This is a genomic window from Parendozoicomonas sp. 2304DJ65-17, from assembly GCF_058148445.1.
In genome coordinates, this window is record NZ_JBYVJV010000003.1 from 41,724 (window position 1) to 65,592 (window position 23,869).

A 23,869-nucleotide genomic window follows, 5' to 3' on the forward strand; every position below is an offset into this window, starting at 1 on the left:
CTGCGGGTTGAGGCAGATTCTTGGTGTGGGGTCTGTTATGCTTTCGGACTTTATTTTGCTGCCCCCTGAATATGCTGTCAGGGGGAAATAAGTTGGCCCGTATGGCCATGATTTTTAGGACGTTGCAGGGGTCATTATGCTGCAGGACATGAGGGATAAGGCGCAAGGCTGGGTCGCAAAAGTGATCGTGGCAGCTATAGCCTTTACATTCGCCGTATTCGGACTGGAGAGTCTGAGGCCCAATACCAGCAATCCGGATATTGCTACGGTTGGCGATGAAACCATTACCCAGCAGCAGTTGCTGGAAACTATGGATCAACAGCGCCGGATGCTGATTCAGCAGATGGGCCAGAACTTTGATCCGTCTATGTTGGATGATCGTCTTCTCCAGCAAAGTGCTCTGGAATCTCTGGTACAGCGTAGTGTTGTACGTGCAGAGGCCGCAGCTAACGATATGGCGATTTCTGATCAGATGATTGATCAGGTTATTCGCACAGCCCCTGAGTTTCAGGTAGATGGCAGCTATAACCCTGACCGTGTTCTCCAGTATGTGCGCAGCATGGGTATGAGTATGGCGCAGTTCCGCTCCTTCCTTCGTGAAGAGATGATTGCTACCCAGCTGAGAGCTGGTATTGCTGCTTCAGAATTTATGACAGCTTATGAGCTGCAAAGCCTGAGCAATCTGCAGAACCAGATCCGCGATGTCGCCTGGATGATTCTTGATTCTGAGCAGGCTCGCAAGGCCGCTGCGATTTCTGAAGATGCAATTCAGGCGTTGTATGAAGAAGATTCTTCCCGCTTTATGCAGCCTGAACAGGTTAGCCTTGATTACATTGTCCTGAACAGAGACAAGTTGGCCGATAAGGTTGAAATCAGCAACGAAGATATTCGTCTTCGTTATGAGTCTCGTGTTGCGGAATTGAAGCAGGCTGCGGAAGAGCAGGTGTCTGCATCCATGATTCTTCTCGAAATCAATGATAACCGCGATGAAGCGGCTGCATTAGCGGAAGCTAAAGGTCTGCGTGCGAAGATTGATGGCGGTACTCAGTTTGCAACTCTGGCAAAAGAGTTCTCTGATGATCCAGAATCTGCTGCAAAAGGCGGTAGCCTGGGTGTTGTAGAGTCCGGATTCTTTGGAGATGAGTTTGATGACACCCTCGCGGCACTTGAAAGTGGTGAAGTATCCCAGCCAGTAGTTGCAGAGTTTGGTGTGGTGATTATTCGCCGTGATGCAGCTTCTGAAACTCGTATCCCGTCTCTTGACCAAATGCGTGCTTCCCTTGTTAAGGAGCTACGAGAACAGACTGTTGGTCCAGTCTTCGTAGAGAAATCTCAGCAGTTAGCTGATATCAGCTTTGAAGCCTCTGACCTGGCTCAGCCTGCAGAGACTCTGGGGCTGGAAATTATGCATACCGGTCTGTTCGGTCGTGAAGGTGGTGAAGGTCTTGCTGCTAATCAGGCTGTTGTTACTGCTGCGTTCAGTGAAGATGTTCTGAATCTTGGTGCAAACAGTGATCTGATTGAAGTGTCTCCAGGTCAGGTTATGGTTGTTCGTGTTCGTGAGCATGTTAAGGCAGAGCGTAAGGCACTGGCAGATGTTCGCGGAGAAGTAGAGACTTTATTGCGGACTAAGCTGGGTGAAGAGCAGCTGCAGGAGAAAGCTGGCAAGCTGGTTACCGAATTGTCTGGTGGTGCTGACGTGGCATCTGTTGCTAAGGCTAATGCGTTGAACTGGCAGGAACAGGCTAAGTCTCTTCGATTCAGTCGTGAAGTTCCTGCCCAGATAGTTGCTGAAGCTTTCCGTCTGCCACACCCTGCTGATGGTGGTTCCAGCTTCGCTTCAACCAGTCTACCTAATGGTGATATTGCGGTTATTCGTGTGAGCAATGTTATTCCTGGTACTGAAATCGTATCTGCCGATCAGATGCGTATGATGGGTGCCAACCTAGCCGTGAGAAACGGTACTCAGCTTTATGATGAGTATGTTCGTAACCTGCGCGAACGTGCTGATGTGAAACTGAATGTTCAGACTGAGGAAGGTGGTGAAGGCTAAAAGCTTTCACTCCTTTTTCAGGACAAAAAAAACCGCTCAATGAGCGGTTTTTTTGTGTCTGAGTTTCTGGGGTTAAAAGCTAGATTACGCTTCTTCCAGGGAGCCCATAGCCGTGATATTGAAGCCACCATCAACATAGGTGATTTCACCAGTCATGCCGCTGGCCAGGTCAGAACACAGGAAAGCAGCCACATTTCCGACTTCCAGCTGGGTTACATTACGCTTCATAGGGGCACGGTCGGCGTTGTAGTTCAGCATCTTGCGGAAGCTGCCAATACCGCTGGCGGCCAGTGTACGGATGGGGCCTGCAGAAATGCCGTTAACGCGAATGCCTTCAGGGCCAAGGCTGGTAGCAAGGTAACGGACGCTGGCTTCCAGGCTGGCTTTGGCAAGACCCATAACGTTGTAGTTGGGCATGGTGCGTTCAGCGCCAAGGTAAGACAGTGTTAGCAGTGAACCATTGCGACCCTGCATCATCTCACGACCGGCCTTAGCCAGGGCAATAAAGCTGTAAGAGCTGATATCGTGGGCAATCTTGAAGCCTTCACGAGTAGTGGCAGAGGTGAAATCGCCAGACAGCTGGTCACCAGGAGCAAAGCCAACTGCATGAACAATAATGTCCAGGCCATCCCAGCGCTTGCCCAGTTCTGTGAATACGGCTTCGATCTGAGTATCGTCAGCAACATCGCAGGGGAAGCAAAGATCTTCAGAAGAGCCCCAGCCTTCAGCGAACTTTTCAACGCGTCCCTGGAGCTTTTCATTCTGGTAAGTGAAAGCCAGTTCAGCACCTTCCCGGTGCATGGCTTCGGCAATGCCATGAGCAATAGACAGCTTGCTGGCTACACCCACAATCAATACACGTTTTCCCTTGAGAAAAGACATGTGGTCTTCCTTTGGCTTTGTGGCTTAAAAAATGAATTGCTCCAGTATAGAGAAACCGAACATCTCTTTCGATAACGGCTTATAGTGAATATGTAAGGAAATGTTGAATAGGTTTGCTATGCCGGGAAATTCGCGCATTCCTTCGGGAGCCATTCACACTCATACCAGTATTCCACAGGAGTCTGCGGAGTTGCAGTCGTCCTCAGAATCTACTCGTAAGCTCGATGATGTTGGTCGAAAGCTTGCTGACTCCACCGACCCAGAATGGGAAAGACGTATCACTTTACAGGGGATTCCTGTGATTCCTGTTGCCATCCCTCCTGACTACAGTCTTATTCGGCCGCAGGAGGAAGAAGAAGTTAAACCACGTAAACGTAAAGCTTCAGCCATACAAATTCTGACCCGGTACTGGGATAACCGGGCACCTATGCAGCATTTTGGGCAGGAAGCCGAGTGGCTTTACAAGCGGCTTAGCAGTGGTCAGCACAAAACTCGCTTGATTATGCCTGAAGGTATTCGCCCCAAGGGAAAGCATCGTTCATTAACAAGCTCAGCAACCTGGGAAGGGATTGTTGAGAGTTGGCTTGCCATGGAGGCTTCCGAGCGAGCGAGCACCCTTGAAAAAACAATGAAGCATATTATTTTGCCGGAAGATGATGCCAGACTTGGATTGCGGGGGCAGAGTGGCGTTCTCGCAGCCCGTGATATTGATCAGTTCACAGTGCTTGGGCCATATCTGGGTAAATACTGTCATGGTCAGGACCTGCAGGAAGAGCAGGGGGTTCACGGTCATAACGTGGGGCGCTACGCAGTGGATTGTTCTATGGATACCCTGCGCCTTGATCTGTGTGGTTATGGCTATGGCAATGTCACTGTTTGCATTAATGCCAATACAACCTATCGCCCCGGTGAGCCGGTGCTTCAGGATAATGCTTTTTTCACCATGGTGATCTGTCAGGGCTGGCCCTACATTTACGTTGTCAGCAAGCGCCCGATCAGCAAAGGCGAAGAGATTCTGGTTGATTACGGTCGCTTCTACTGGTTGGGCTATTAAAGAGCCTGTCTGCCTGCCCCTCCTTTCTTGAAGTTAATCTATGCTTGCTGCTTTCAGTTATTGAGTGCAGTTATGAAAGGGCTTGAACGGTTTTTCTCAGAATTCACGCAGTACTGCAGAGATCGTGATACCAGCAGAATCATGAATCTCAATATTGATGGGGATATCAGTGGCTGGGGATTGTTTGAAGAAGATATTTATACCTCCCGTAAACTGCTTAGAACTGCATCAGATGAGCGAAACAAGGTTGTAAAAACGGCTGAAGTCATTCAGCACCCTGTACTTGTGTTTGGTGATGATCTCACCTGTTGCCTGGTGACAGAAATGGATTTAACCCAGCATATGTTGACCGGTGGAAGTAAGGAAACAAAGGGTATTCGGACAACCTGGTTTCTGGAATGGGTGGATGGTGGTTGGAAAATACGCCATGGCCATATCAGTTTGCCTGTCTCGTCTGCAGATATGGTCCAAAGACCACTCCCCAGTTTGGAAAGTTATGGTTCAAACGGCGCAGAAACCGATGCAATTCATGGCTGGCTAAAAAAGCGTACAGAGTATGTTCGCTCGGAAGATGTTGAAGGTATGGTTTCTCAAATATCTGAAGATCAGGGAAGCCTGTTTTTTGGTATTTGTCAGGGGGAAGGTGCTCGGTCTGCTGAGGAGTGCAGGCACTGGTATAGCAAAATGTTTAGTGAGTTTTCTCTGGAGACCCAAACGGTTGCGCCAATTGTCTTTCTGTCAGGCGAATATGCCTGCTTGTCATGCCACGGTGCAACAGTTGCCACACATAAAGAGACGGGTAAGACTCACACTCTTCAACCTGTACGATCAACATTCTTTCTACAGAAAATGAAGGGGGAATGGTTATGTCGGCATGGTCATTATTCTCTGCCGTTACTGCTAGAGAGTATTTGATAACTGACTTATTTTGGGTTGAACTCAGGTATTGAATACACAGCACCTGAGTTCAATTCAATCGATTAAAGAATTAAGGCTGCAGCCAGTGCGGCAAACCCAGCAGCTACGCCAGTAAAACCAATCATCTGGGATTGTTGTATTTTCTTGCTGAATGTCTGCTCAAGCTCTTTTTTGAGGGTTTGTGAGAGAGCATTTTCTTGTTCGGCCAGTGCGGTCTTGAGCTCGCCAGTAAGCTGATCCTTGAGTTCGTCTTTAACCTTGGCGCTTATCTGATTAATGAATTCCTCATCGGTATTCTGCTGAGATAGTTCGTGCCTGACGGAGTGCTTAACTTTTTCATCGATAAGTGTGTCGAAAGATGTTTGCAGTTTCCGTTGAATCTCTGCGATACGGCCATCATTGAGCTGAACCTGCTCATTCTGATGTTCTTCGAACAATGCGCCAATCTGTTGCTGCAGCTGTGCATCCAGCTGTCCGGCTTGCGTCTGGATCTGTTTCTGTACAATTCCTTCTGCTAATCCTTCCAACTCTGAAAGCAGGGCGGGGCGTTGTTGTTCCAGGCGCTGATCCAGAATTTGCTGGATGTTTGCTTCATCATTGCTGGAAGTCTCAAGAACTTCCTCTTCGGTAGCAATGTCTTTTGTTTCGGAGAGTTCTGTCAGGATTCTGATCAGGATTTCTTCTGGTGCTGGCTTCGGTAAAATAGCAGTTGCACCGTTTATTTTCGCTTCATCTTCGTAAGCGGCACCTTCGCGAGAAGTGCACATAACTACGGGGATGGTACTGGTTAAAGGATTTGATTTGATGGCTTTAGTTGCTTCAAACCCATCCATGCCCGGCATAAGATGATCCATAAAAATGACATCGGGCTTCTGGGTTTCAAGAATGTTAAGTGCAGCTCCGGCAGACTCTGCAAAGCTTGCCTCAACACCCTGCTTTTCCAGCATTTTCTTTAAGGAATAACGGGCAGATTTGGAATCGTCAACAACTAGTGCCTGAGTAATTGCAGTCATAATGTGGCTGGTCATTATTGTTATGGTTGTATGACCTTATACCATTAACATTTCTTCAAATAAACAACACTGGCCGTAAAGTGCCAGAAAGTTCAATTATCCAGACAACAAGTATGATCGATCTAAACGGTATTCAAGTCACACGAGAAGGGGTGACTATTTTTAGCGATCTTTACCTTGAGATCGTTAGCGGGGACAGTGTTGTGCTGACCGGGCCGTCTGGTGGTGGGAAAAGCACTTTGCTGAAACTGCTTCTTGGCGGTGTTAAGTGGCAGCAGGGTGAGTATAAATTTGATGGAGAAGTTGTAACGCCTACCAGTATTGGCGCTGTTCGCAGTCGCTCTGGTTATATAGGGCAGGAATCTCGTCTATTTGACGACAGTGTTAAGGAAGTCCTGCTCAGACCTTTCCATTTTGCAGCTTACAAATCCCGCAAATGCACGGATCAGGATATTCGAGAGTTACTGGACCAACTGTTATTGCCAGTCTCCATTCTCAATAAAACAGCTTCATCTCTTTCGGGCGGTCAACGACAGAGAGTGAATATTGCTCGCACACTGCTTCTGCAACCTGATGTGATAATTGCCGATGAGCCCACATCGGCTCTTGATGATAAAGCAGCCCAGGCTGTTATTGATTTGTTGTTATCTGGAAGCAAAACAATCATTTCCTCATCCCACGACCAGCGCTGGGTTTGTCGATGTTCAAGGCAGCTTATCGTAGACAATGGTCAGATAATCGAAAGCACAGGAGATGGTCATGTCCAGTGTGGTTGATATTTCCCTGATCAATTTATTGGCTTTCACAGCACTGCTTTTATTGCCGCTGGTGATGCTGTATCGCTGGCAACTGTTTGATATTTGCAAAAACATGGTAACCAGTGTCGGCCGTATGGTCGTGCAGCTGCTTTTGGTCGGTCTGTATCTGAAGTACCTGTTTGAGCTGAATAATATCTGGGTCAATATTGTCTGGTTGCTGGTGATGATAACCGTTGCTAATACCGATATTGTGAAAAGAGCAGGGCTCAGGGTTTCCCGTCTGTTTATCATCACCCAGATTAGCTTGCTGGTTTCCACCGGGTTAGTGACAGGTTTATTTCTGGTGATGCTGGTTCAGCCAGATTCCTTATTTGATGCCCGCTATCTGATACCGATTACTGGCATGTTGTTGGGTAACTGCCTGCAGGGAAATATTCGTGCGCTCGAAGTGTTCTTTGGTGAGCTGAAAGATAATGAGGAAGCCTATCTTGCAGATCTTCTTCTTGGGGCAACACCTGCTGAGGCTTCTGATGTGGCAATGAAGAAGGCGTTTCGCTCTGCTCTGGCTCCTATTTTAGGCAGCATGGCAACACTGGGTATTGTTTTCCTGCCAGGAATGATGACCGGACAGATTCTTGGTGGTGCCTTGCCTCTTGTGGCCGCCAAATACCAGATAGCTATTATGGTGGGGATTTTTTTATCTGTGATCTGCGCTATCGCCATGAACCTGCAGCCTTGCCTGCGGGTTGCTTTCAATCCTTTCGGTGTTCTCGATAAAACCGTGTTTCTCCGGCACAGTAGTTGAACTCTGTCTATCTTCCCCGCTCTAACGGCTTTTATTTTGAGGGGGATGTACATGGCGTATTCAGCTTTCAGGCAGCTGCAAAGATGGAGGTTGGCCTTTACGGTTGTGTTTTCAACAATGTTTTCTACAGGTTGCTTTAGTCTTTCAGGTTCTGAAGCCACCTCTGCAAGTAGCTCTGACAAACAGGTTGGTGTTGTTATGACTGACAAAAATGATACGCAGAAGAAAAAGGTAGATGCGCGGGCTCAGCGTGCTGCAGGCGCAGTTGTTGGATTACTGGTGGGCGAAGCTCTGGGGATGGGCGCCCACTGGTATTACGATATGGCGGCTCTCCACAAAGAGCATGGGGCCTGGGTTGATAATTATGTTGACCCCAAGCCTGATGGGGATCATGCCTTTGCAAGAGTCAGCAAGCACCGTTACGACCAGGGGCTGCGGGCGGGGGATGTTTCCCAAAGTGGCCAAATCTATACCTTGCTGCTGGAGAGCATAACCAGTGAAGGGCGCTTTAACCCGCCTGACTTTTTCCAGCGTCTTGATGACCTGTTTGAAACCCTTGATGGGGAATCCTACTCAGGCCGTTATACCGAGAGCCTATATCGCATCCTTCTGAAAAAACGCCGTGATGGTCTTACCTGGCAAAGCTCCGGTATGGCCACCAGTCAGGATACCTCGGATGGCGCTCAGCTTATTGTTCTTCTGGCTGCACTGTATGCGGATCCTGAAGTGTTTGCCCGTGAGTCTGATCAGTTTCTGAAAGTGATATTCAGTGATTCATTTACCCGTGGCAACCAGGTTGCCTATGGCCTGGTAGTTCAGGGGCTTATTAATGGTGTGGCTGTGCAGGATATCAGCACTTACATGCGAGGCCTGACCAAAAACAAAGAAATTTATCGCATTGTTGGTGGCTATGACCGCTTCTTAACACCGGGGTATGGTGAAGTTGCCCAGCATCAGGGTTTGGTCACTATCAAAGAACCAAAATATATCAGTCATGTGTTTGGTATGGATTGCCAGTTTATGCATCTGGCCCCTGCGGCGTATTACCTTCTTTATCGTTTCCCCAGTGATTATGAAATGGCCACGCTTTCAGCCAGTAACGGCGGCGGAAATAATATGGCAAGAGCCGCATTGACCGGGGCGATGGCTGGTGCGGTTAATGGTTTAAACGAAATTCCCATACGTTTTCTCGAAGGTTTGGCAGACGGCGAGGCCATCATTAATAAAGCCCGTAAGTTAGGGGATATGGTGAACTGATTTCCTAGCTCGCTAAAAAGCCATACAATACAAGGACGTATGTTTAAAAATCACGGATGCGGCGGGCAGTGTGAAGAAAGGGAAGAATTCCGATTCAGGTAAAAGCTCAGTAAAGAGTTCCGGAAAAGCAGTTGCGCAGGATGCCGGAGACGCTCAGAACTGGCTCTCCCTTCGTTTACGTGAAGGGCTGATGCTGGCTTTTCTGGTGCTGGGTCTTTACCTGTTAATGTCGCTGGTTAGCTATTCGCCAGATGATCCGGGCTGGACCCGTATTGGCCCTGTTGCTGATGTAGCCAATATGGGGGGGCGTGCAGGAGCCTGGCTGGCTGATGTGTTTCTGAACCTGTTTGGCTATTTTGGTTTTCTTTTTCCTTTCCTGTTTTTCTTCCGGGGCTGGACCGTGTTCCGAGATCGATATGATCCTGAACCTCTGAACGGTGCCATGCTGACCCTGCGTTTTATCGGTATGGTTCTTTGTCTGGTCTGTGGTGGAGCTTTGCTGACTCTGCATCTTGGAGGCATGGGCGATATGCCTTCCAGCAATGGCGGGATTATTGGTCAGCAAGCCATAGAGCTGATTCTGCCCCTGCTGAGCTTCCACGGTACAACGCTGGTTTTATTTGCCTTGTTGCTGTTTGGTGTCACCCTGCTTACTGATTTGTCCTGGTTTGCGCTGATGGACAATGTTGGTTATTACGCTCTGAAAAGCCTGTCGGCTATTAAGCAAGGATGGCTTGCTTTTCTAGTACGATTGCAGGAATTCAAAGAAAAGCGGAATGCTGCAAAAGCGAAAAAAGAGCGGGAGAAAGTGCTGGTTGAAGAAAAAGCCCGCCAGCAACGCCGTGAACCTCCAAAGATTGCGCCACCGCCTAAAGCTCCGGAAATCAGTCCGAAGGTTGTCAAAGAAAAGCAGCAGACTTTGTTTGCTGATGATGCTCCTGCTGGTGAAAAACCAGCACTTGGTTTGTTGGATGCCCCAGATAAAAACCAGCAGAAGGGTTACTCCCCAGAGTCTCTGGAAGGCATGTCCCGTTTGCTGGAGCTGAAACTCAAAGATTTTGGTGTTGATGCAGAGGTAGTGGCTGTTCATCCCGGACCTGTGATTACCCGCTTTGAAATTCAACCTGCCGCTGGGGTAAAAGTCAGCAAGATTACTAACCTTGCCAAAGATCTGGCCCGCTCACTAGCCGTGATCAGTGTGCGTGTGGTTGAGGTGATTCCCGGAAAGTCAGTTGTTGGAATTGAGATTCCCAACGAAGACCGGGAGATTGTTTATTTCAGTGAACTGATTGCTTCCCAAGTGTTTGATGGGGCAGATTCAGCACTGACTCTGGCTCTTGGTCACGATATTGCGGGGCAGCCCATTGTAGCCAACCTTGCCAAAATGCCGCATCTGCTGGTGGCGGGTACCACAGGTTCCGGTAAATCTGTGGGCGTGAACGCCATGATACTTAGCATGTTGTACAAAGCTTCTCCAGAAAATGTGCGATTGATTATGGTTGACCCCAAGATGCTGGAACTGTCGGTTTACGATGGTATTCCTCACCTTCTGGCACCAGTTGTCACCGATATGAAAGAAGCAGCCAACGGCCTGCGCTGGTGTGTGGCGGAAATGGAGCGGCGTTATAAATTGATGGCCGCTATGGGCGTGAGAAACGTTGCCGGCTTTAATCGCAAGATTAAAGAAGCGGCTAAATCCGGTGAGCCTTTGCGTGATCCCCTCTATCAATCGATTTCTCCCGAAGATCTTGCTCCAGAATTGGAAACACTGCCGTTTATCGTGGTGGTAATTGATGAATTTGCCGACATGATGATGATTGTTGGCAAGAAGGTGGAAGAGTTGATTGCCCGTATTGCCCAGAAGGCCCGTGCCGCTGGTATACACTTGATTCTTGCCACTCAGCGTCCATCTGTGGATGTCATTACCGGTTTGATCAAGGCAAACGTGCCAACCCGAATCAGCTTCCAGGTTTCTTCCAAAATTGATTCCAGAACCATTCTGGATCAGGGTGGAGCCGAACAATTGTTGGGACATGGTGATATGTTGTATCTGCCACCGGGAACCAGTCTGCCCGTACGTGTTCATGGCGCTTTTGTCAGTGATGAAGAAGTTCACCGAGTGGTCGCGGACTGGAAGCGTCGGGGGGAACCCAACTACATTGACGAAGTTCTTAACGGCGTAACCGAAGAGGGCGGTGGTGAGTTTGGTGATGCCGATTCAGAGCAGGACCCACTCTATGATGAAGCCGTGGCCTTTGTGACTGAATCCCGCAAAGCGTCCATCTCTTCGGTGCAGAGAAAGCTGAAGATTGGTTACAACCGTTCTGCGAATATTATTGAAGCGATGGAGCGTGCTGGTGTTATCAGCCCAGCTGGCTCCAACGGCAATCGGGAAGTGATTGCTCCACCGCCTCCGCGATAAGCAGGAGCAAAAATTATTGTTATGGACAGGAACATGTTATCAGGTATCAGGCTGACTAAGCCGCTGACCGCTGTCGTGATCTGCTGCTCGCTGAGCTGGAATGTTATGGCCGCACCGGTGGCAAAAACTGATAAGGCAGCAGATGTGAAGGTGATTTCCCTGGAAGAACGGGAAGCTGCTAATGAATTGTCATCCCTGCTGTCTGGGGTAAAAACTCTGAGTGCCAAGTTTGACCAACAGACTCTGGATGATGGCGGTCGCAGGCTTCAGCAAAGCAACGGTACTATGTTGCTCAAGCGACCAGATCTGTTCCGCTGGAATGTGCTAGAACCTTTCCCTCAGGAAGTGGTGTCTGACGGTAATCGGGTCAGTTACTACGATAAGGATCTCGATCAGGTCACCCTGCAGGATCTTGATCAGCGTACCAGTGCCACGCCTGCGCTTCTTCTGAGTGGTGATACCACCAAGATGCTGGGAGAGTTTCGGGTGAAAATGTCAAAGGCTGATGGCAATCATCTGTTTACTTTGATGCCAAAAAATACCGACAGCCCGTTCCAGGAGTTGCAACTGTACTTCAAAGGCAAAACTCTGGAAGAGATGAGTTTGCTGGATACTCTTGGTTCCCGTACCCGTATTCAATTTTCTGATGTAAAACAGAATGTAAAAGCAAAGGATAAGGACTTTGAACTCTACGTGCCACCCGGCACCGATGTAATTGATCAAACATCCGTTGCCCTTAATCCTCCAGCTGTAAAGAAATGACCACTGAATCACTGTTCTCAGAGCCTGTGGCAGATGCCAGAGGTCAGGCTTATGAACCCCTGGCTGCCCGTATGCGTCCTCGCTCCCTTGATGATTACCTAGGGCAGGAGCATATTCTCGGAAAGGGTAAACCGCTTCGAGTTGCGTTAGAGCAGGGGCTTCCTCATTCAATGATTTTGTGGGGGCCGCCTGGCGTGGGGAAGACAACCCTTGCCCGTCTCGTCGCCAATGTTTGTGATGCGCGCTTTGAAAGCCTGTCTGCGGTATTGGCTGGGGTAAAGGATATTCGTGCGGCTGTTGATCGTGCCAAGATGGATCGGATTCAATCCGGCCGTCGCACAATTCTGTTTATTGATGAAGTGCACCGGTTTAACAAAGCCCAGCAGGATGCTTTTCTTCCCCATATTGAAGATGGCACTGTGATTTTTGTGGGAGCTACCACTGAGAATCCCAGTTTTGAACTGAATAACGCATTGCTTTCCCGTGCCAGAGTTTATGTGCTCAAATCCCTGGGAAATGAAGCGCTGCGTAATGTTCTTGATCATGGCCTGTCTGATAAAGAGCGAGGTCTCGGTGACCAGGATATTCAGGTTTCTGATGAGATACGGGATATTATTGTTCAGGCTGCCGATGGTGATGCCCGCCGGGTTTTAAACCTGCTGGAGGTTGCCAGTGATCTGGCCGCTGATGGTGTGATCACCCGTGAAATTCTTGAAGGTGTTCTGGTTGATAACCTGCGCCGGTTCGATAATCACGGAGAAGCGTGGTATGACCAGATATCCGCTTTCCATAAATCGGTGCGTGGCTCCAGCCCTGATGGGGCACTGTACTGGATGGCGCGAATTATTGATGGTGGCGCTGATCCGCTATACATCGTTCGTCGTCTGGTGGCTATTGCCAGTGAAGATATTGGTAATGCTGATCCGAGAGCATTAGAGATGGCTCTCAATGCCTGGCAGGCGTTTGAACGACTGGGTGCTCCCGAAGGTTATCTGGCTATTGCTCATGCAACAATTTACTGCGCCAGTGCCCCGAAAAGTAATGCTGTTTACCGGGCTATGGCTGCAGCCTTTGAAGATGTTCGCACTAATCCTTCTTCTGAAGTGCCTATCTATCTGCGTAATGCACCCACAAAGCTGATGAAAGACTTGGGTTACAAAGAAGGCTATCGCTATGCTCATGATGAAGAGCATGCGTATGCGGCTGGGGAGTGCTATTTCCCGGATGATATGGGGCCCCGGAAGTACTACGACCCATCCGACCGTGGGCTGGAGCGTAAGATCAGTGAAAAACTGAACTGGCTTAAGTCACTGGATCAACATTCCAATCAAAGGCGAAGAGGGTAACTCCTCTTCGTTTTCACAAAGATTGTGTAGATATTTCTGCCATCTACTCACATCTGTTGAAGTGCCACTGTATAGTTACCAAAAATAATTTATGAGGTGGGGTGATGTACGGAATTATGCTGTTTCTTCACGTTCTGGCAGCAACTGTCTGGACGGGTGGCCACCTGGTGCTGGCAACCACGATACTTCCCCAAGCCCTTAGGAATAAAGATATTGAGTTTCTGTCTCGATTCGAGAATGCCTATGAAAAGATAGGAATACCGGCACTGATTATTCAGATCCTGACAGGGCTGCACCTGGCATTTCGTTTGTTACCAGATTTATCGCAATGGTTTGATTTTTCCAACCCGCTGGCGCGGATAATCACTATGAAGCTTGCCCTGTTGGGTTGTACCTTCGCTTTGGCTATTGATGCAAGGTTAAGAATTATTCCTAAATTGTCACAGGATAATATGGTGTCACTGGCTTTCCATATTGTCCCAGTCACTGTTCTTTCTGTGCTATTTGTTGTGGCTGGTGTGTCTTTCAAAACCGGTTGGTTTTACTGACTCTCAAGCCAGTTTGAATGTTCCTGAGCAACTTCCAGAATCAGACATTGTCCGCCACTCTCAATCTGTTGTTGAATCAATGCTGCCAGCTGTCCGGGGCGAGGCTGTATCGTGGGAGGGGGGGCGCTTTGGGCTAGCTCCTCTGGTATCTCGGGAATTTTAAATTTTGGCAGCTGGCTGCTAACGGCATGTTTTGCGGCTTCGGTCATGCACCCTGAAAGTAGCAGGCAGACCAACAGACCATGAAGGCAAATAAGAGTTTGCCTCGATCGTATCATGAACCCTCCCACTCAATGCTTTTTATCATTGTAAGCCTAACTTGGTTATTCGTTATCTGTTTCACCTTTTTTGTCTACTGTTCCCCAATCTGGATCAATGATTTTTAATAAGATTCTCTTCAGTACTGGACAGCGACTTTTCATCATGAGATTAATGCGCTGCTTATAAAACGCACAAAAACAACCAATAAGAACACCTTTGTTTGTGGCTTTTTGAGCATAAGCCTGGGTGCATCCTCAGGTATAACTCGCACACCCGCATTTGGCTGAACCCCTGAACAGCAAAAACAAAGCGCAATAACTAATAACGATTTAAGACCATGAATACAAAACTGACTCCTCTGGCCGCTGCGGTTGTCGCAACGTTGACCTCTCCCTTGGCTTCCGCCTGGGTATGCGACACCTCCCCAACACCAATTTATGATGTACAGGGCGATGGCGACCGCAGCCCGCTGGTACCTGACGGTAGTTTTTCTGGCGATCAGGTCGTAATAGAAGGTGTCGTTACCAAAAAAGCCACCTCCCTGTACAAAGGTTTCTTTGTGCAGGACATAAACAGCGATAATGATCCAGCAACGTCTGATGGTATTTTTGTTTACTCCAAAAATATTCCTGCTGGTGTTGAAGAGGGCAGTCATGTCTGCCTGCAAGGGCAGGTACGTGAGTATTATGGCCAGACCCAGCTCTCTCTGACCGGCAGCAACATTGAGATCATTGAAGAGAACATTGCGCCACCAGAGCCTGCCGTACTTGAGCTTGATCCAGACCTGCCACTGGAAGAACAGCTGGAACCTTATGAAGGTATGCTGGTCACGACTTCTGACTCCGGCCTGGTAGTAACCCGTAACTTTGGTTTCGATTACAGCAGCTACCGCAATAACATGATGCTGTCTCTCGAAAAGCCTCTCTTCAAGCCCACCCAGAAATTCCCAGCCCTCAGCCCAGAAGCCAAAGCCCTCGCCGCCGAAAACAGCAAAGGTCAACTGTTTATCGACACGGACCAGAAACCTAAAAACGGTGTAGTGCCTTACTTCGAGGGTTTTAACGCCTATAACGGCTACATCCGTATTGGCGACAAGGTTGAGAACCTGGAAGGTGTGATCGGTTACAGCTATGGCGAGTTCCGTCTGATTCCTGAAACCGGTGAAGATCTGGAAGCTGCTGACTTCGTTCACGAGTTCTCAGATCGCAAGGAATACCCTGACGTTCCTTACGACAGTGACCTGAAAGTCGCCAGCTTTAACGTACTGAACTACTTCAACTCTGGTGTTGGCGGCGACAGCAACCCACTGGGTCAGAATCGTGGTGCTGGCGACAACGTTGAAGACTTCACCAAACAGCGTACCAAGATCATCAACGCTATTGTGAAGATTGATGCCGACATCGTTGGTCTGCTGGAAATTGAAAACAACGGCTTTGGTGCTAACTCTGCTATCCAGGATCTGGTAAACGGCATTAACGATGCCCTGCCAAACCCTGCAGATCATTACCAGTTTGTACAATCTCCAGACGGCCAGCACATCGGCACCGATGCCATCGCAGTGGGAATGCTGTTCCGTCCAGCCCGCGTAGAGCTAGCAGGCACTTCTGAAATTATCGAAATGCCCACCCAGCAGGCTGAGTACCAGGGCATCCAAAAGGATGAAACTGTTACCAAGACGCTGTTCAAAGGTCAGCGTAATTCCTTGCTGCAGGAATTCGAGATCCCTCTGGAAGACGGCTCTGTCCGTTCACTCTCCGTTGTTATCAATCACTTCAAGTCCAAGGGCTCGCAGTGCTTTAACGATTACAACGAATACCAGCAGCCAATCCCTCTGACCAGCAGCGGCAAGATCGACACCAAGAAGGCCAAGCGTGTTGCCGGTTATGAAGATGACCTGCAGGGAAGCTGTAACGAGTTCCGTCTGAGTGCCGCAGAAGTGCTGGGTGACTACATGCGCGAGCACACCGCTGGCGACGTGCTGGTTATGGGTGATCTGAATGCTTACGGCAAAGAAGACCCGGTTCGTTTGCTAACTGACTATAGCGCTGCCAATAGTGATCGCGCTCTGATTACCGCGCCTTACACCTTCATCGGTGATCAGGCTTACGACGGTGAACAGGGGCGTGAGCTTACTGAGGGTTACGGCTATATCAATCTGGCTGAGATGGCACACGGTACAGAAGCTTTCTCCTACAGCTACGACGGCGAGCTGGGCAGTCTTGATCATATTCTTGGTTCTGGTTCCATTACACCCAAGGCTGCTGATGTGACCGATTGGCATATCAACTCTCTGGAAAACAATCTGTTTGAATACAGCCGCAAGTATTCCGGTGACCTTCAGAAAGCGGATAACAGCTTCAGCTCTTCCGACCACGACCCAGTGATTCTATCTTTGGATTACAGCCAGTCCGTTATCCAACCAGTGGTTATTGGTGCACTGCCTGAAGCTCGTGTGATCTTGGAGACCACAGGTCTCAAGAGCGACAGCTTTGCCCGTCAGGGTCAGGCCAAGCCTGAATATACTGTTAACCTGGAAGGTTTCTCTGCCCTTTTCAGCGCCAAGAGCGGCTTGCTGACTCTGATAGCAGCTGAGACTCTGGGGGAAGAGGTCAGCCTGTCCATGAACAGTGTAACCACTGCATGGGCGGCTACCCTGTTGCGTGAGTTCACCAAGGATGAGTTGTTTAACTTGTCTCAACGTGAACTGGTGAGGGCTAAGCTGGATGTAAAACGCTCAGATGTAACACGTGCAGCCATTGCCGTAGAGCTATCACAAGAACTAGGTCTGGATAGTGCGACTCTGGTAGAAGCTGTTTTGGATAACCCAAGAGCTTCACACCAGAAAGTGCTGATTAACATTATGGGGCTGGACTATGATCGCCGTGCCCTGCGGGAGCAGGTGCGAGCTATAAAATCTGAGATGCAGCCTGCAGTGCGCGATGCTCGTCGTGCGCTGATTCACGGTTAATTTTCATGAGTTAACTGCTCTCAACTGCGCTGCTTACAACCATTGTAAGCAGCGCTTCTTTATAGAAATATCCAAATCAAACAATGCCAGCCAGGAAAGGGGAGGGGTAACTCCGATCATCTGCTGTTGTCTTTTGTAGACAAGCTTTCAATATTTGTTTTGTGTCCATCGAGGCTAACCAGATTCTTCTCTTGCCAGTACTCCTCTATTCCGTCTTGCCCTTTTTTATCGGCCCAGTTTTTTAAAATATCCCGCTCTCCCTCATACTGAAAGAGAGGAACGGAAAAACCACAGGATGACTGAACCAGATCGATATCCAGAATAAATATCTGCCTGGCTCCTGTGGCAGGGGGAAACATCTCCAGGTGTTTTTCCCAGTGTTCATCTCCTGAGTGGAGAACTTGAGCGTTTCCATAGAGGCGGATAATGTCGGGCTTTCCCTCAAAAGCGCAGAACATCATAGTCATACGTGGTAGCTGCTGAACATGAGTAGCGGTTTCATTACCACTCCCCGTCAGGTTTAACCAGATAACCCGGTTTTCATTGACAACCCGAAGTGAATCCATTCCTTTGGGAGAAAGATTAATGGTTCCAGATTCTGCCGCAGTCGCGACAAAGAAGATCTTTTGGTCCTTGATAAAGGTGATGTGGTCATCACTCAGTTCGGGAAATCGTTTGGCCATGTTATTGCCTTTTGGTTTTATTTCTGGCTGCAAGCTATGTTTCTGTTTCCGGTTGTGCCGAACTCCAGGTGCTGCAGGGTGTAAAACACTTCTACATTCTTGTTGGCGAGCAGGCTGAAGAAGGACATCTTTTCCTGCTCCGAAAGGATCATGGTCACTACCACTGGTTCATCCGATAAATCAAAAAAACGGGCAGAGTGGATTTTGTGATCTTTGCCAAAGCCTTCATTGGCTTTGATGAGGGTTGCGCCACGCAGTTCACACTTTTTGGCCTGCTCGATCAGCCAGTCACCCATAGGTTTGTGGCCATGACGTTCACTCTCCCGGGTATAAAAGCTGACTTGATATCCTTTCATCGTCCAATACCTCGTAACTTAAGACAATTATTCAACAAAACCAGGTTGTTAATGCGCGCCCATCTGTCGGAGCAGGTGAATAGTGAGCATGCCGAGAATAGTCATAATTAAAGAGCCAACCACATGAAGCAGTATGCCGGCACTGGCCCAGCCAAAGCGGCCTTCCTGCATCAGGGTAACCATTTCAGCAGAGAAAGAAGAGAATGTTGTCAGAGCACCCAAAAAACCGGTAACAACAAACAATCGTAGTTCTGGAGAAACTATGGACAGAGCATTAAATCCAGATAGTGCGATACCAATCAGATAGCTGCCTATCCAGTTGGCGGTCAGGGTTCCAAACGGGAGTCCGGCAAAAACGGGATTGAGAGTCATGCCAAGCAGCCATCGGGCATTGGCACCAAGAGCGGCGCCAAGGCTGATGGCAAGAACAGATGAAAACATGAATAATTCCTGTCAGGCCTTTTACAGGTCTGTTGTGAATCTAAATATTGCATAGAACGATACTCCTGCGCCCTGATAGGTTCAACTTATGGGGTCAGGTCAATAAATAAGCAGAAAGATACCTTCCAAGATATTGCCAATACTTCTGTATCTTTTATTATGAGCCTACTGGGAATATTCTCGTTTTTTTAAGAATGCTTCCTTCGGCCTGAGTCAGGCTGACAGCCGCTTCTCTCGAAACGGCTTTTGATTTTCACTTTTTAAGGTTAATGGATTCCAATGCTGGACCCTAGATTCGTTCGTGATAATCCTGAACATGTAGCCGAACTGCTTCGCAAGAAGAAGTTTGAACTCAATGTTGAACAGATCAGGTCTCTGGAGTCGGAGCGTAAAACTGCACAGTCTGCGGCCCAGAATCTGCGTGCTGAGAAAAAGCAGACCTCCAAGAAGGTCGGCCAGTTGATTGGGCAGGGCATGTCGGTCGATGAAGCGAAGGCTCAGGTTGCCGAACTGCTTTCCGATATCGATACCAGACTGGTAGAGGCAGAAAGCCGCGAACAGAGCATCCTTTCTGAACTGGATGCCATTATGCAGGTACTGCCTAACCTTCCTGATGCATCTGTGCCAGAGGGTGATTCCGACGAAGATAACGCTGAAATCCGTCGCTGGGGTACGCCAAAGGAATTTGATTTCGAGCCTCAGGATCACGTGGCTCTTGGTGAGGGTTGTGGTCTGGACTTTGATGCGGGCGCCAAACTGTCTGGTTCCCGTTTTGTTGTTATGCGCAACAGGATTGCTCGTCTGCACCGTGCGCTGGCCCAGTTTATGCTGGATGTTCAGACTGGCGAGCATGGTTATGAGGAATGCTCTACTCCTTATCTGGTTCATGCCCATGTATTGCATGGTACTGGCCAGCTGCCCAAGTTCGAGGAAGACCTGTTCAAGACCACTGCAGAAGAGCAGGATAAGCCTCACTACCTGATTCCTACTTCTGAAGTGACTCTCACTAACCTGGTGCGGGAATCTATTCTTGAAGCTGATCAGCTGCCTATCAAGCTGACCGGTCATACGCCTTGCTTCCGTAGTGAAGCGGGCAGCTCAGGTCGTGACACTCGCGGTATGATTCGCCAGCACCAGTTTGACAAGGTTGAAATGGTTCGTATTGTTCACCCAGAGAAGTCGTTTGAGGCTCTGGATGAAATGACTGCTAACGCAGAAGCAATCCTGCAGAAGTTGAACCTGCCTTACCGTGTTGTCCAGCTGTGTGGCGGGGATCTGGGCTTTGGCGCGACCAAGACTTTCGATCTGGAAGTGTGGCTGCCAGGTCAGCAGAAATATCGTGAGATTTCTTCTGTATCCAACTGTCTGGATTTCCAGGCGCGTCGTATGCAGGCTCGTTTCCGTAACCCGGAAACCGGTAAACCTGAACTGGTTCATACTTTGAATGGTTCTGGTCTGGCGGTAGGTCGTGCGATGGTTGCCGTGATGGAAAACTATCAGGATGAGCAAGGCTGTATCCATATCCCTGAGGTACTGAAACCTTATATGGGTGGTCTGGAAATTATTGAGTAATTAAGACCGTAAGAATGAAAAGCCCCTGCAATGGCAGGGGCGGACTCTGACAAAACCCACTCCAATGTGGGTTTTGTTTTTTGTGCGGAGATAAATAGAGCGATACAGCTGTTTATACTGGAACGGCTTCTTTCTGCGCCTGCTTCTTCAGCGCGGAGATAACCAGTTGGCGTTGGTAATCTCCATAATCATTAATAAGTTCCGGGAGATGTTCTGTTTTCCGTTCAATAACCGTTGTAAGCAAGTCTGAAAAAAACACCATTCCCCGCTGCGTTTCCCAGGCATTATGTTTCATAGCAACGGTATAAGTTCTATGCAGGGCAGGTTGTAGTTTGGTCAGGGTATCGCAGAGGTAAATATTGCCTGAGAGACTATAGGCCATGCGCATCAGTGTGAATCCCCCGTCAATAAACGCCTGCGGTTGGCCTTCAGGCAGGGATTTGATGGTTTCAATTTGCTTGAGTAGTGGAGCAATAGTGGTGTCTGTCCATTTCTGCGCGACACGGCGGGTCAGCAGTATCAGTAGGTGCACATAGGTGTCATAGAGGTCTTCAACGTTTTCGGCTGTCAGCTCGGTTACAAAAGCGCCACGGCGGGGAAGGATTGTTATGAGATAGCGGGCTTCGAGCAGAAGAAGCGCTTCTCTGACTGGCCCCCGGCTTACCTGAAGGTCATTAACAACACGGGCTTCCTGAATTCGCTCACCTGACACAAGCTTGCCTTCCACAATCTGCGTAGAAAGATAACTGGCTATTTTTTCTGTCAGGCTTTCTGGAGCAGTGAAGCTCATAGTTGTTAGTCCATGCTCGTTTTGTTTGCTGCAAATCCTATCACAAGCTCCCTTATTTTCAGTGCCAGCTTTTTTACGATGGCTTTGCAGGTTGAAAATATTTATGTAGGATTGTCCTACAATTTATAAAATAAGAAAGGTAAGACTATGATCGACCGACTGCCACTGTCAGCTGTTATTACACTGAAAAAGTTCGCATACCTGATATTTCTCTTGCCGCCAGCTTTGTTGCTGATATCTGAGCAGATGTGGCTGAAGTACGAGTGGAAAAATCTGTTCGCCTTTCTTACTCCTGTTGTGGTTTTTGGAGTAATCCCCTTTGTTGATCAATTGCTAGGACAGGATCCGGTAAATCCGGATGAGGCTGATGTCCCAGCGTTATCAGAGCAGAAGTACTACAGATGGCTGAATCTTTTCTGTGTTCCAGTCTACGCCGGGGTTTTGGTTTATGGCGGGCATATTTTTCTTACCGAAGAATTTTCGATGATTGGGAAGTTGGGCTGGCTGATATCTGTAGGAACTGTTGGTGGAATTATTGCGATAAACGTTGCCCATGAGCTGATTCATAAAGATAACCGACTGGAACAGAATGCCGGGGGGTTATTGCTCAGTATGGTGTTCTATGGGGGCTTTAAAATTGAACATGTGCGTGGACACCATGTGAATGTCTCAACGCCAGAGGATGCTTCTTCGTCGCGGTTCGGCCAATCACTTTATCGGTTCTTACCCCATGCTTATCTGCATAATTTTATAAATGCCTGGAAGCTTGAACAGAAACGACTGAAGTCAAAAGGCTGGTCGTTCTACAGCTGGCATAACGAATTGTTCTGGTGGTATGGATGCAGTGTTGCTATTGCTGTTTCGTTTTTTGTTTTTTCTGGTTGGATGGGCGTGCTGTTTTTCCTGGTCCAAAGCTTTTTTGCATTTACCCTGCTGGAAATTATTAATTATATCGAGCACTATGGATTGCATCGCCGGAAGCTGGAAAACGGTCGCTACGAGCGCCCCAACATCCATCACTCCTGGAACAGCAATTACTTGTTAACCAATCTTTTCCTTTTTCAGCTGCAGCGGCATTCCGATCATCATGCTTATCCGCGTCGTCGCTATCAGGTATTGCGTCATCATGAGGAAAGCCCTCAGCTGCCCAGTGGTTATGCAACCATGGTCGTGCTTGCGTTATTTCCACCACTTTGGTTCAAGGTTATGAACCCTCGGGTTGAGGCTTATTATCAGGGTGAAGAGCATCAATTGGTCTGATTGAGGATGAAAAATAAAAAACGGGAAGTGTTTGACTTCCCGTTTTTTATTGCAGAGCTTTTATCAGCGAGTGACATCAACAAACAATGTAAGGCTATCGCCGGGTTGCAAATACTTTTCATCAAGGGTATTCCAGCTGCGAATATCCTTTACTTTGATTCCGTAGCGGCTAGCGATTACTGAAAGGTTATCACCATTGCGAACCTTGTAAGTGACTTTTCGAACCACGCCTTTTGAATCCTGTTTGGCAGCCGTGGTCCAGATCACCAGCTTCTGACCAGCTCGCAAGGTATCTTTTGGAGCCATGCTGTTCCAGGAAGCCAACTTGGAAACGGTGACATCGTAACTTCTGGCAATATCCCAGAAACTGTCGCCACTTTTCACGACATAGTCGATCTTGTTTCGGCCTTTAACAGGACGGCGGGATTTAGCCAGACGACGTTGTTCCGCTGTCAGGCTGTAGTTATCACTGTCCTTGGAGGGAACAGGGATTAATAAAGTTTTTCCTGCAACAATACGGGAACCAGAGATCTGGTTAATCTCACGAACAAGTTCAACAGATGTACCGAAACGCTTGGCAATACGAATAAGGCTGTCGCCAGAAGCGATGGTATAACGCTGCCATTTCAAACGATGTTCCGGTGCCAGTTCTGCCAAAGCCTGCTTAAACGTATCGGCTTTCTCAACAGGGATAAGCAGTCGGTGAGGGCCGTCTGGATTGGTGGCCCAGCGGTTAAAGGCTGGGTTTAACCGGTAGAGGGCATCCATTTCCATATCTGCCAATGCGGCAGCACGGGCAAGGTCTATCTGCTGGCCAATATCTACCTGCTCAAAATAAGGCTTGTTGGCAACAGAAGATATTTTCAGGTTGTAGGCTTCCGGATCACGAATGATTTTGCCAATGGCCAGAAGTTTTGGAACATAGGCTGACGTTTCCCGTGGCAGGGAGAGGGACCAGAAGTCAGTGGGCTTGCCTTTTTTCTTGTTGCGCTTAATGGAGTTAGCAACAGTGCCACGACCAGAGTTATAAGCTGCAAGTGCCAGCTCCCAGTCATCAAACTGTTTGTTCAGTTCTTCCAGATAGGTGAGGGCGGCATCTGTTGCGGCCACAACATCTCTGCGGCCGTCATACCACCAGTTTTGATCCAGTCCGTAATGGCGGCCGGTTGATGGAATAAACTGCCACAACCCGGAAGCACGGGCAAAGGAGTAGGCGAACGGATCAAAAGCACTTTCTACGACCGGTAGCAGGGCGATTTCCATGGGAATACCGCGACGCTGGGTTTCAGTAACGATGTAATAGAGATATGGCTCAGCGCGGTTCATCACCCGGTTGAAGTAAGCCTGGTTACGGCTGTACCAGCGTAGCTCCGCACGGATGCGGGCATTGTCGGCATCAAGATCCAGAGCTAAGCCACCACGAATAATCGTAACCAGATCCTCTGGCGGTGGTGGAGGGGTAATGACTTTTTCGGCTTCTGGCTCTACAGGCTTAACTGAAGGATTTGCATCGCTGCTCACCAGTGTGTCAGCTGATGATGTATCGGTGTTGTTCAGGCTGGCATCTGTACCAGTGTTATTGGTCAGAGTCTGACAGCCACTGAGGACAACAGCCAAAGCTAGGGGTTTCAGCACTTTAAGAGGGTTGCCGGAAAGCAATCCCTGGGAGTCTGCGTCCTGATTGGGCGTCTTATCTTGCATTGGAGTCCAAACGTTTTTC

General features: G+C 48.6%; 21 protein-coding genes. 13 read left to right on the top strand and 8 right to left on the bottom strand.

Features of this window, described 5'->3' with window-relative positions:
- Positions 1-136: 136 nt before the first annotated feature.
- A complete protein-coding gene (locus ACY2RR_RS09625) occupies positions 137-2,053 on the top strand; it encodes a SurA N-terminal domain-containing protein (RefSeq protein WP_490107929.1) in 1,917 nt (638 codons plus the stop codon).
- 84 nt (positions 2,054-2,137) lie between these two features.
- On the opposite strand, the gene fabI is transcribed toward ACY2RR_RS09625, so the two are convergent.
- Positions 2,138-2,935 carry an enoyl-ACP reductase FabI gene (gene fabI / locus ACY2RR_RS09630; protein WP_490107930.1) on the bottom strand — a complete coding sequence of 266 codons (798 nt, stop codon included), beginning with the start codon at positions 2,933-2,935 and terminating at the stop codon, positions 2,138-2,140.
- A 118-nt stretch (positions 2,936-3,053) separates the two neighbouring features.
- Here fabI and ACY2RR_RS09635 point away from each other — a divergent pair, with 118 nt between their 5' ends.
- Entirely contained in the window at positions 3,054-3,989 is a 936-nt protein-coding gene (locus ACY2RR_RS09635) for an SET domain-containing protein-lysine N-methyltransferase (RefSeq protein WP_490107931.1), read from the top strand.
- Positions 3,990-4,061: 72 nt separating this feature from the next.
- Complete coding sequence (locus tag ACY2RR_RS09640; RefSeq protein WP_490107932.1) at positions 4,062-4,904, top strand: nuclear transport factor 2 family protein; 843 nt, start codon at positions 4,062-4,064, stop codon at positions 4,902-4,904.
- A 65-nt stretch (positions 4,905-4,969) separates the two neighbouring features.
- Here the strand turns inward: ACY2RR_RS09640 and ACY2RR_RS09645 are convergent, their stop codons facing one another.
- Positions 4,970-5,935 carry a response regulator gene (locus ACY2RR_RS09645; protein ID WP_490107933.1) on the bottom strand — a complete coding sequence of 322 codons (966 nt, stop codon included), beginning with the start codon at positions 5,933-5,935 and terminating at the stop codon, positions 4,970-4,972.
- Positions 5,936-6,033: 98 nt separating this feature from the next.
- On the opposite strand from ACY2RR_RS09645, the gene ACY2RR_RS09650 reads away from it, so the two are divergent.
- The 7 genes from ACY2RR_RS09650 to ACY2RR_RS09680 all read left to right on the top strand — a co-directional run bounded on the left by ACY2RR_RS09650 (position 6,034) and on the right by ACY2RR_RS09680 (position 13,818).
- Complete coding sequence (locus tag ACY2RR_RS09650; protein WP_490107934.1) at positions 6,034-6,696, top strand: ABC transporter ATP-binding protein; 663 nt, start codon at positions 6,034-6,036, stop codon at positions 6,694-6,696.
- Positions 6,680-7,483 carry an ABC transporter permease gene (locus ACY2RR_RS09655; protein WP_490107935.1) on the top strand — a complete coding sequence of 268 codons (804 nt, stop codon included), beginning with the start codon at positions 6,680-6,682 and terminating at the stop codon, positions 7,481-7,483. Before ACY2RR_RS09650 ends, ACY2RR_RS09655 begins: the two co-directional genes overlap by 17 nt.
- A gap of 198 nt (positions 7,484-7,681) precedes the next feature.
- Entirely contained in the window at positions 7,682-8,740 is a 1,059-nt protein-coding gene (locus ACY2RR_RS09660; protein WP_490107936.1) for an ADP-ribosylglycohydrolase family protein, read from the top strand.
- 70 nt (positions 8,741-8,810) lie between these two features.
- The gene (locus ACY2RR_RS09665) at positions 8,811-11,162 is read left to right on the top strand and encodes a DNA translocase FtsK (RefSeq protein ID WP_490107937.1); all 2,352 of its coding nucleotides are present in this window, start codon (positions 8,811-8,813) and stop codon (positions 11,160-11,162) included.
- A gap of 33 nt (positions 11,163-11,195) precedes the next feature.
- A complete protein-coding gene (gene lolA, locus ACY2RR_RS09670) occupies positions 11,196-11,924 on the top strand; it encodes an outer membrane lipoprotein periplasmic chaperone LolA (protein ID WP_490107938.1) in 729 nt (242 codons plus the stop codon).
- On the top strand, positions 11,921-13,270 hold the full coding sequence (locus ACY2RR_RS09675; RefSeq protein ID WP_490107939.1) for a replication-associated recombination protein A: 1,350 nt from the start codon (positions 11,921-11,923) through the stop codon (positions 13,268-13,270). The genes lolA and ACY2RR_RS09675 overlap by 4 nt, the downstream gene beginning before the upstream one ends.
- A 104-nt stretch (positions 13,271-13,374) precedes the next feature.
- Positions 13,375-13,818, top strand: coding sequence for a CopD family protein (locus ACY2RR_RS09680; protein ID WP_490107940.1), 444 nt, complete (start codon positions 13,375-13,377; stop codon positions 13,816-13,818).
- Here ACY2RR_RS09680 and ACY2RR_RS09685 read toward each other — a convergent pair.
- Positions 13,812-14,027, bottom strand: coding sequence for a hypothetical protein (locus ACY2RR_RS09685; RefSeq protein ID WP_490107941.1), 216 nt, complete (start codon positions 14,025-14,027; stop codon positions 13,812-13,814). The genes ACY2RR_RS09680 and ACY2RR_RS09685 overlap by 7 nt on opposite strands.
- A 389-nt stretch (positions 14,028-14,416) precedes the next feature.
- Here ACY2RR_RS09685 and ACY2RR_RS09690 point away from each other — a divergent pair, with 389 nt between their 5' ends.
- A complete protein-coding gene (locus ACY2RR_RS09690; protein ID WP_490107942.1) occupies positions 14,417-17,047 on the top strand; it encodes an ExeM/NucH family extracellular endonuclease in 2,631 nt (876 codons plus the stop codon).
- 116 nt (positions 17,048-17,163) lie between these two features.
- Here the strand turns inward: ACY2RR_RS09690 and ACY2RR_RS09695 are convergent, their stop codons facing one another.
- From ACY2RR_RS09695 to crcB, 3 genes are read right to left on the bottom strand one after another with little or no spacing between them, the layout of a single operon-like run.
- Positions 17,164-17,730, bottom strand: coding sequence for a pyridoxamine 5'-phosphate oxidase family protein (locus ACY2RR_RS09695; RefSeq protein WP_490107943.1), 567 nt, complete (start codon positions 17,728-17,730; stop codon positions 17,164-17,166).
- Between the two features lie 17 nt (positions 17,731-17,747).
- Entirely contained in the window at positions 17,748-18,086 is a 339-nt protein-coding gene (locus ACY2RR_RS09700) for a DUF190 domain-containing protein (protein WP_490107944.1), read from the bottom strand.
- 48 nt (positions 18,087-18,134) lie between these two features.
- Positions 18,135-18,527 carry a fluoride efflux transporter CrcB gene (gene crcB / locus ACY2RR_RS09705; RefSeq protein ID WP_490107945.1) on the bottom strand — a complete coding sequence of 131 codons (393 nt, stop codon included), beginning with the start codon at positions 18,525-18,527 and terminating at the stop codon, positions 18,135-18,137.
- A 279-nt stretch (positions 18,528-18,806) separates the two neighbouring features.
- Here crcB and serS point away from each other — a divergent pair, with 279 nt between their 5' ends.
- On the top strand, positions 18,807-20,099 hold the full coding sequence (gene serS / locus ACY2RR_RS09710; RefSeq protein ID WP_490107946.1) for a serine--tRNA ligase: 1,293 nt from the start codon (positions 18,807-18,809) through the stop codon (positions 20,097-20,099).
- A gap of 112 nt (positions 20,100-20,211) precedes the next feature.
- Here serS and ACY2RR_RS09715 read toward each other — a convergent pair whose 3' ends face one another.
- Positions 20,212-20,889 (bottom strand): GntR family transcriptional regulator, encoded by a 678-nt coding sequence (locus ACY2RR_RS09715; protein WP_490107947.1) that lies wholly within the window; start codon positions 20,887-20,889, stop codon positions 20,212-20,214.
- 147 nt (positions 20,890-21,036) lie between these two features.
- Between ACY2RR_RS09715 and ACY2RR_RS09720 the strand changes: the two genes are divergently transcribed.
- On the top strand, positions 21,037-22,149 hold the full coding sequence (locus ACY2RR_RS09720) for an alkane 1-monooxygenase (protein WP_490107948.1): 1,113 nt from the start codon (positions 21,037-21,039) through the stop codon (positions 22,147-22,149).
- Positions 22,150-22,212: 63 nt separating this feature from the next.
- Here the strand turns inward: ACY2RR_RS09720 and ACY2RR_RS09725 are convergent, their stop codons facing one another.
- A complete protein-coding gene (locus ACY2RR_RS09725; protein WP_490107949.1) occupies positions 22,213-23,850 on the bottom strand; it encodes a LysM peptidoglycan-binding domain-containing protein in 1,638 nt (545 codons plus the stop codon).
- Positions 23,851-23,869: the final 19 nt, after the last annotated feature.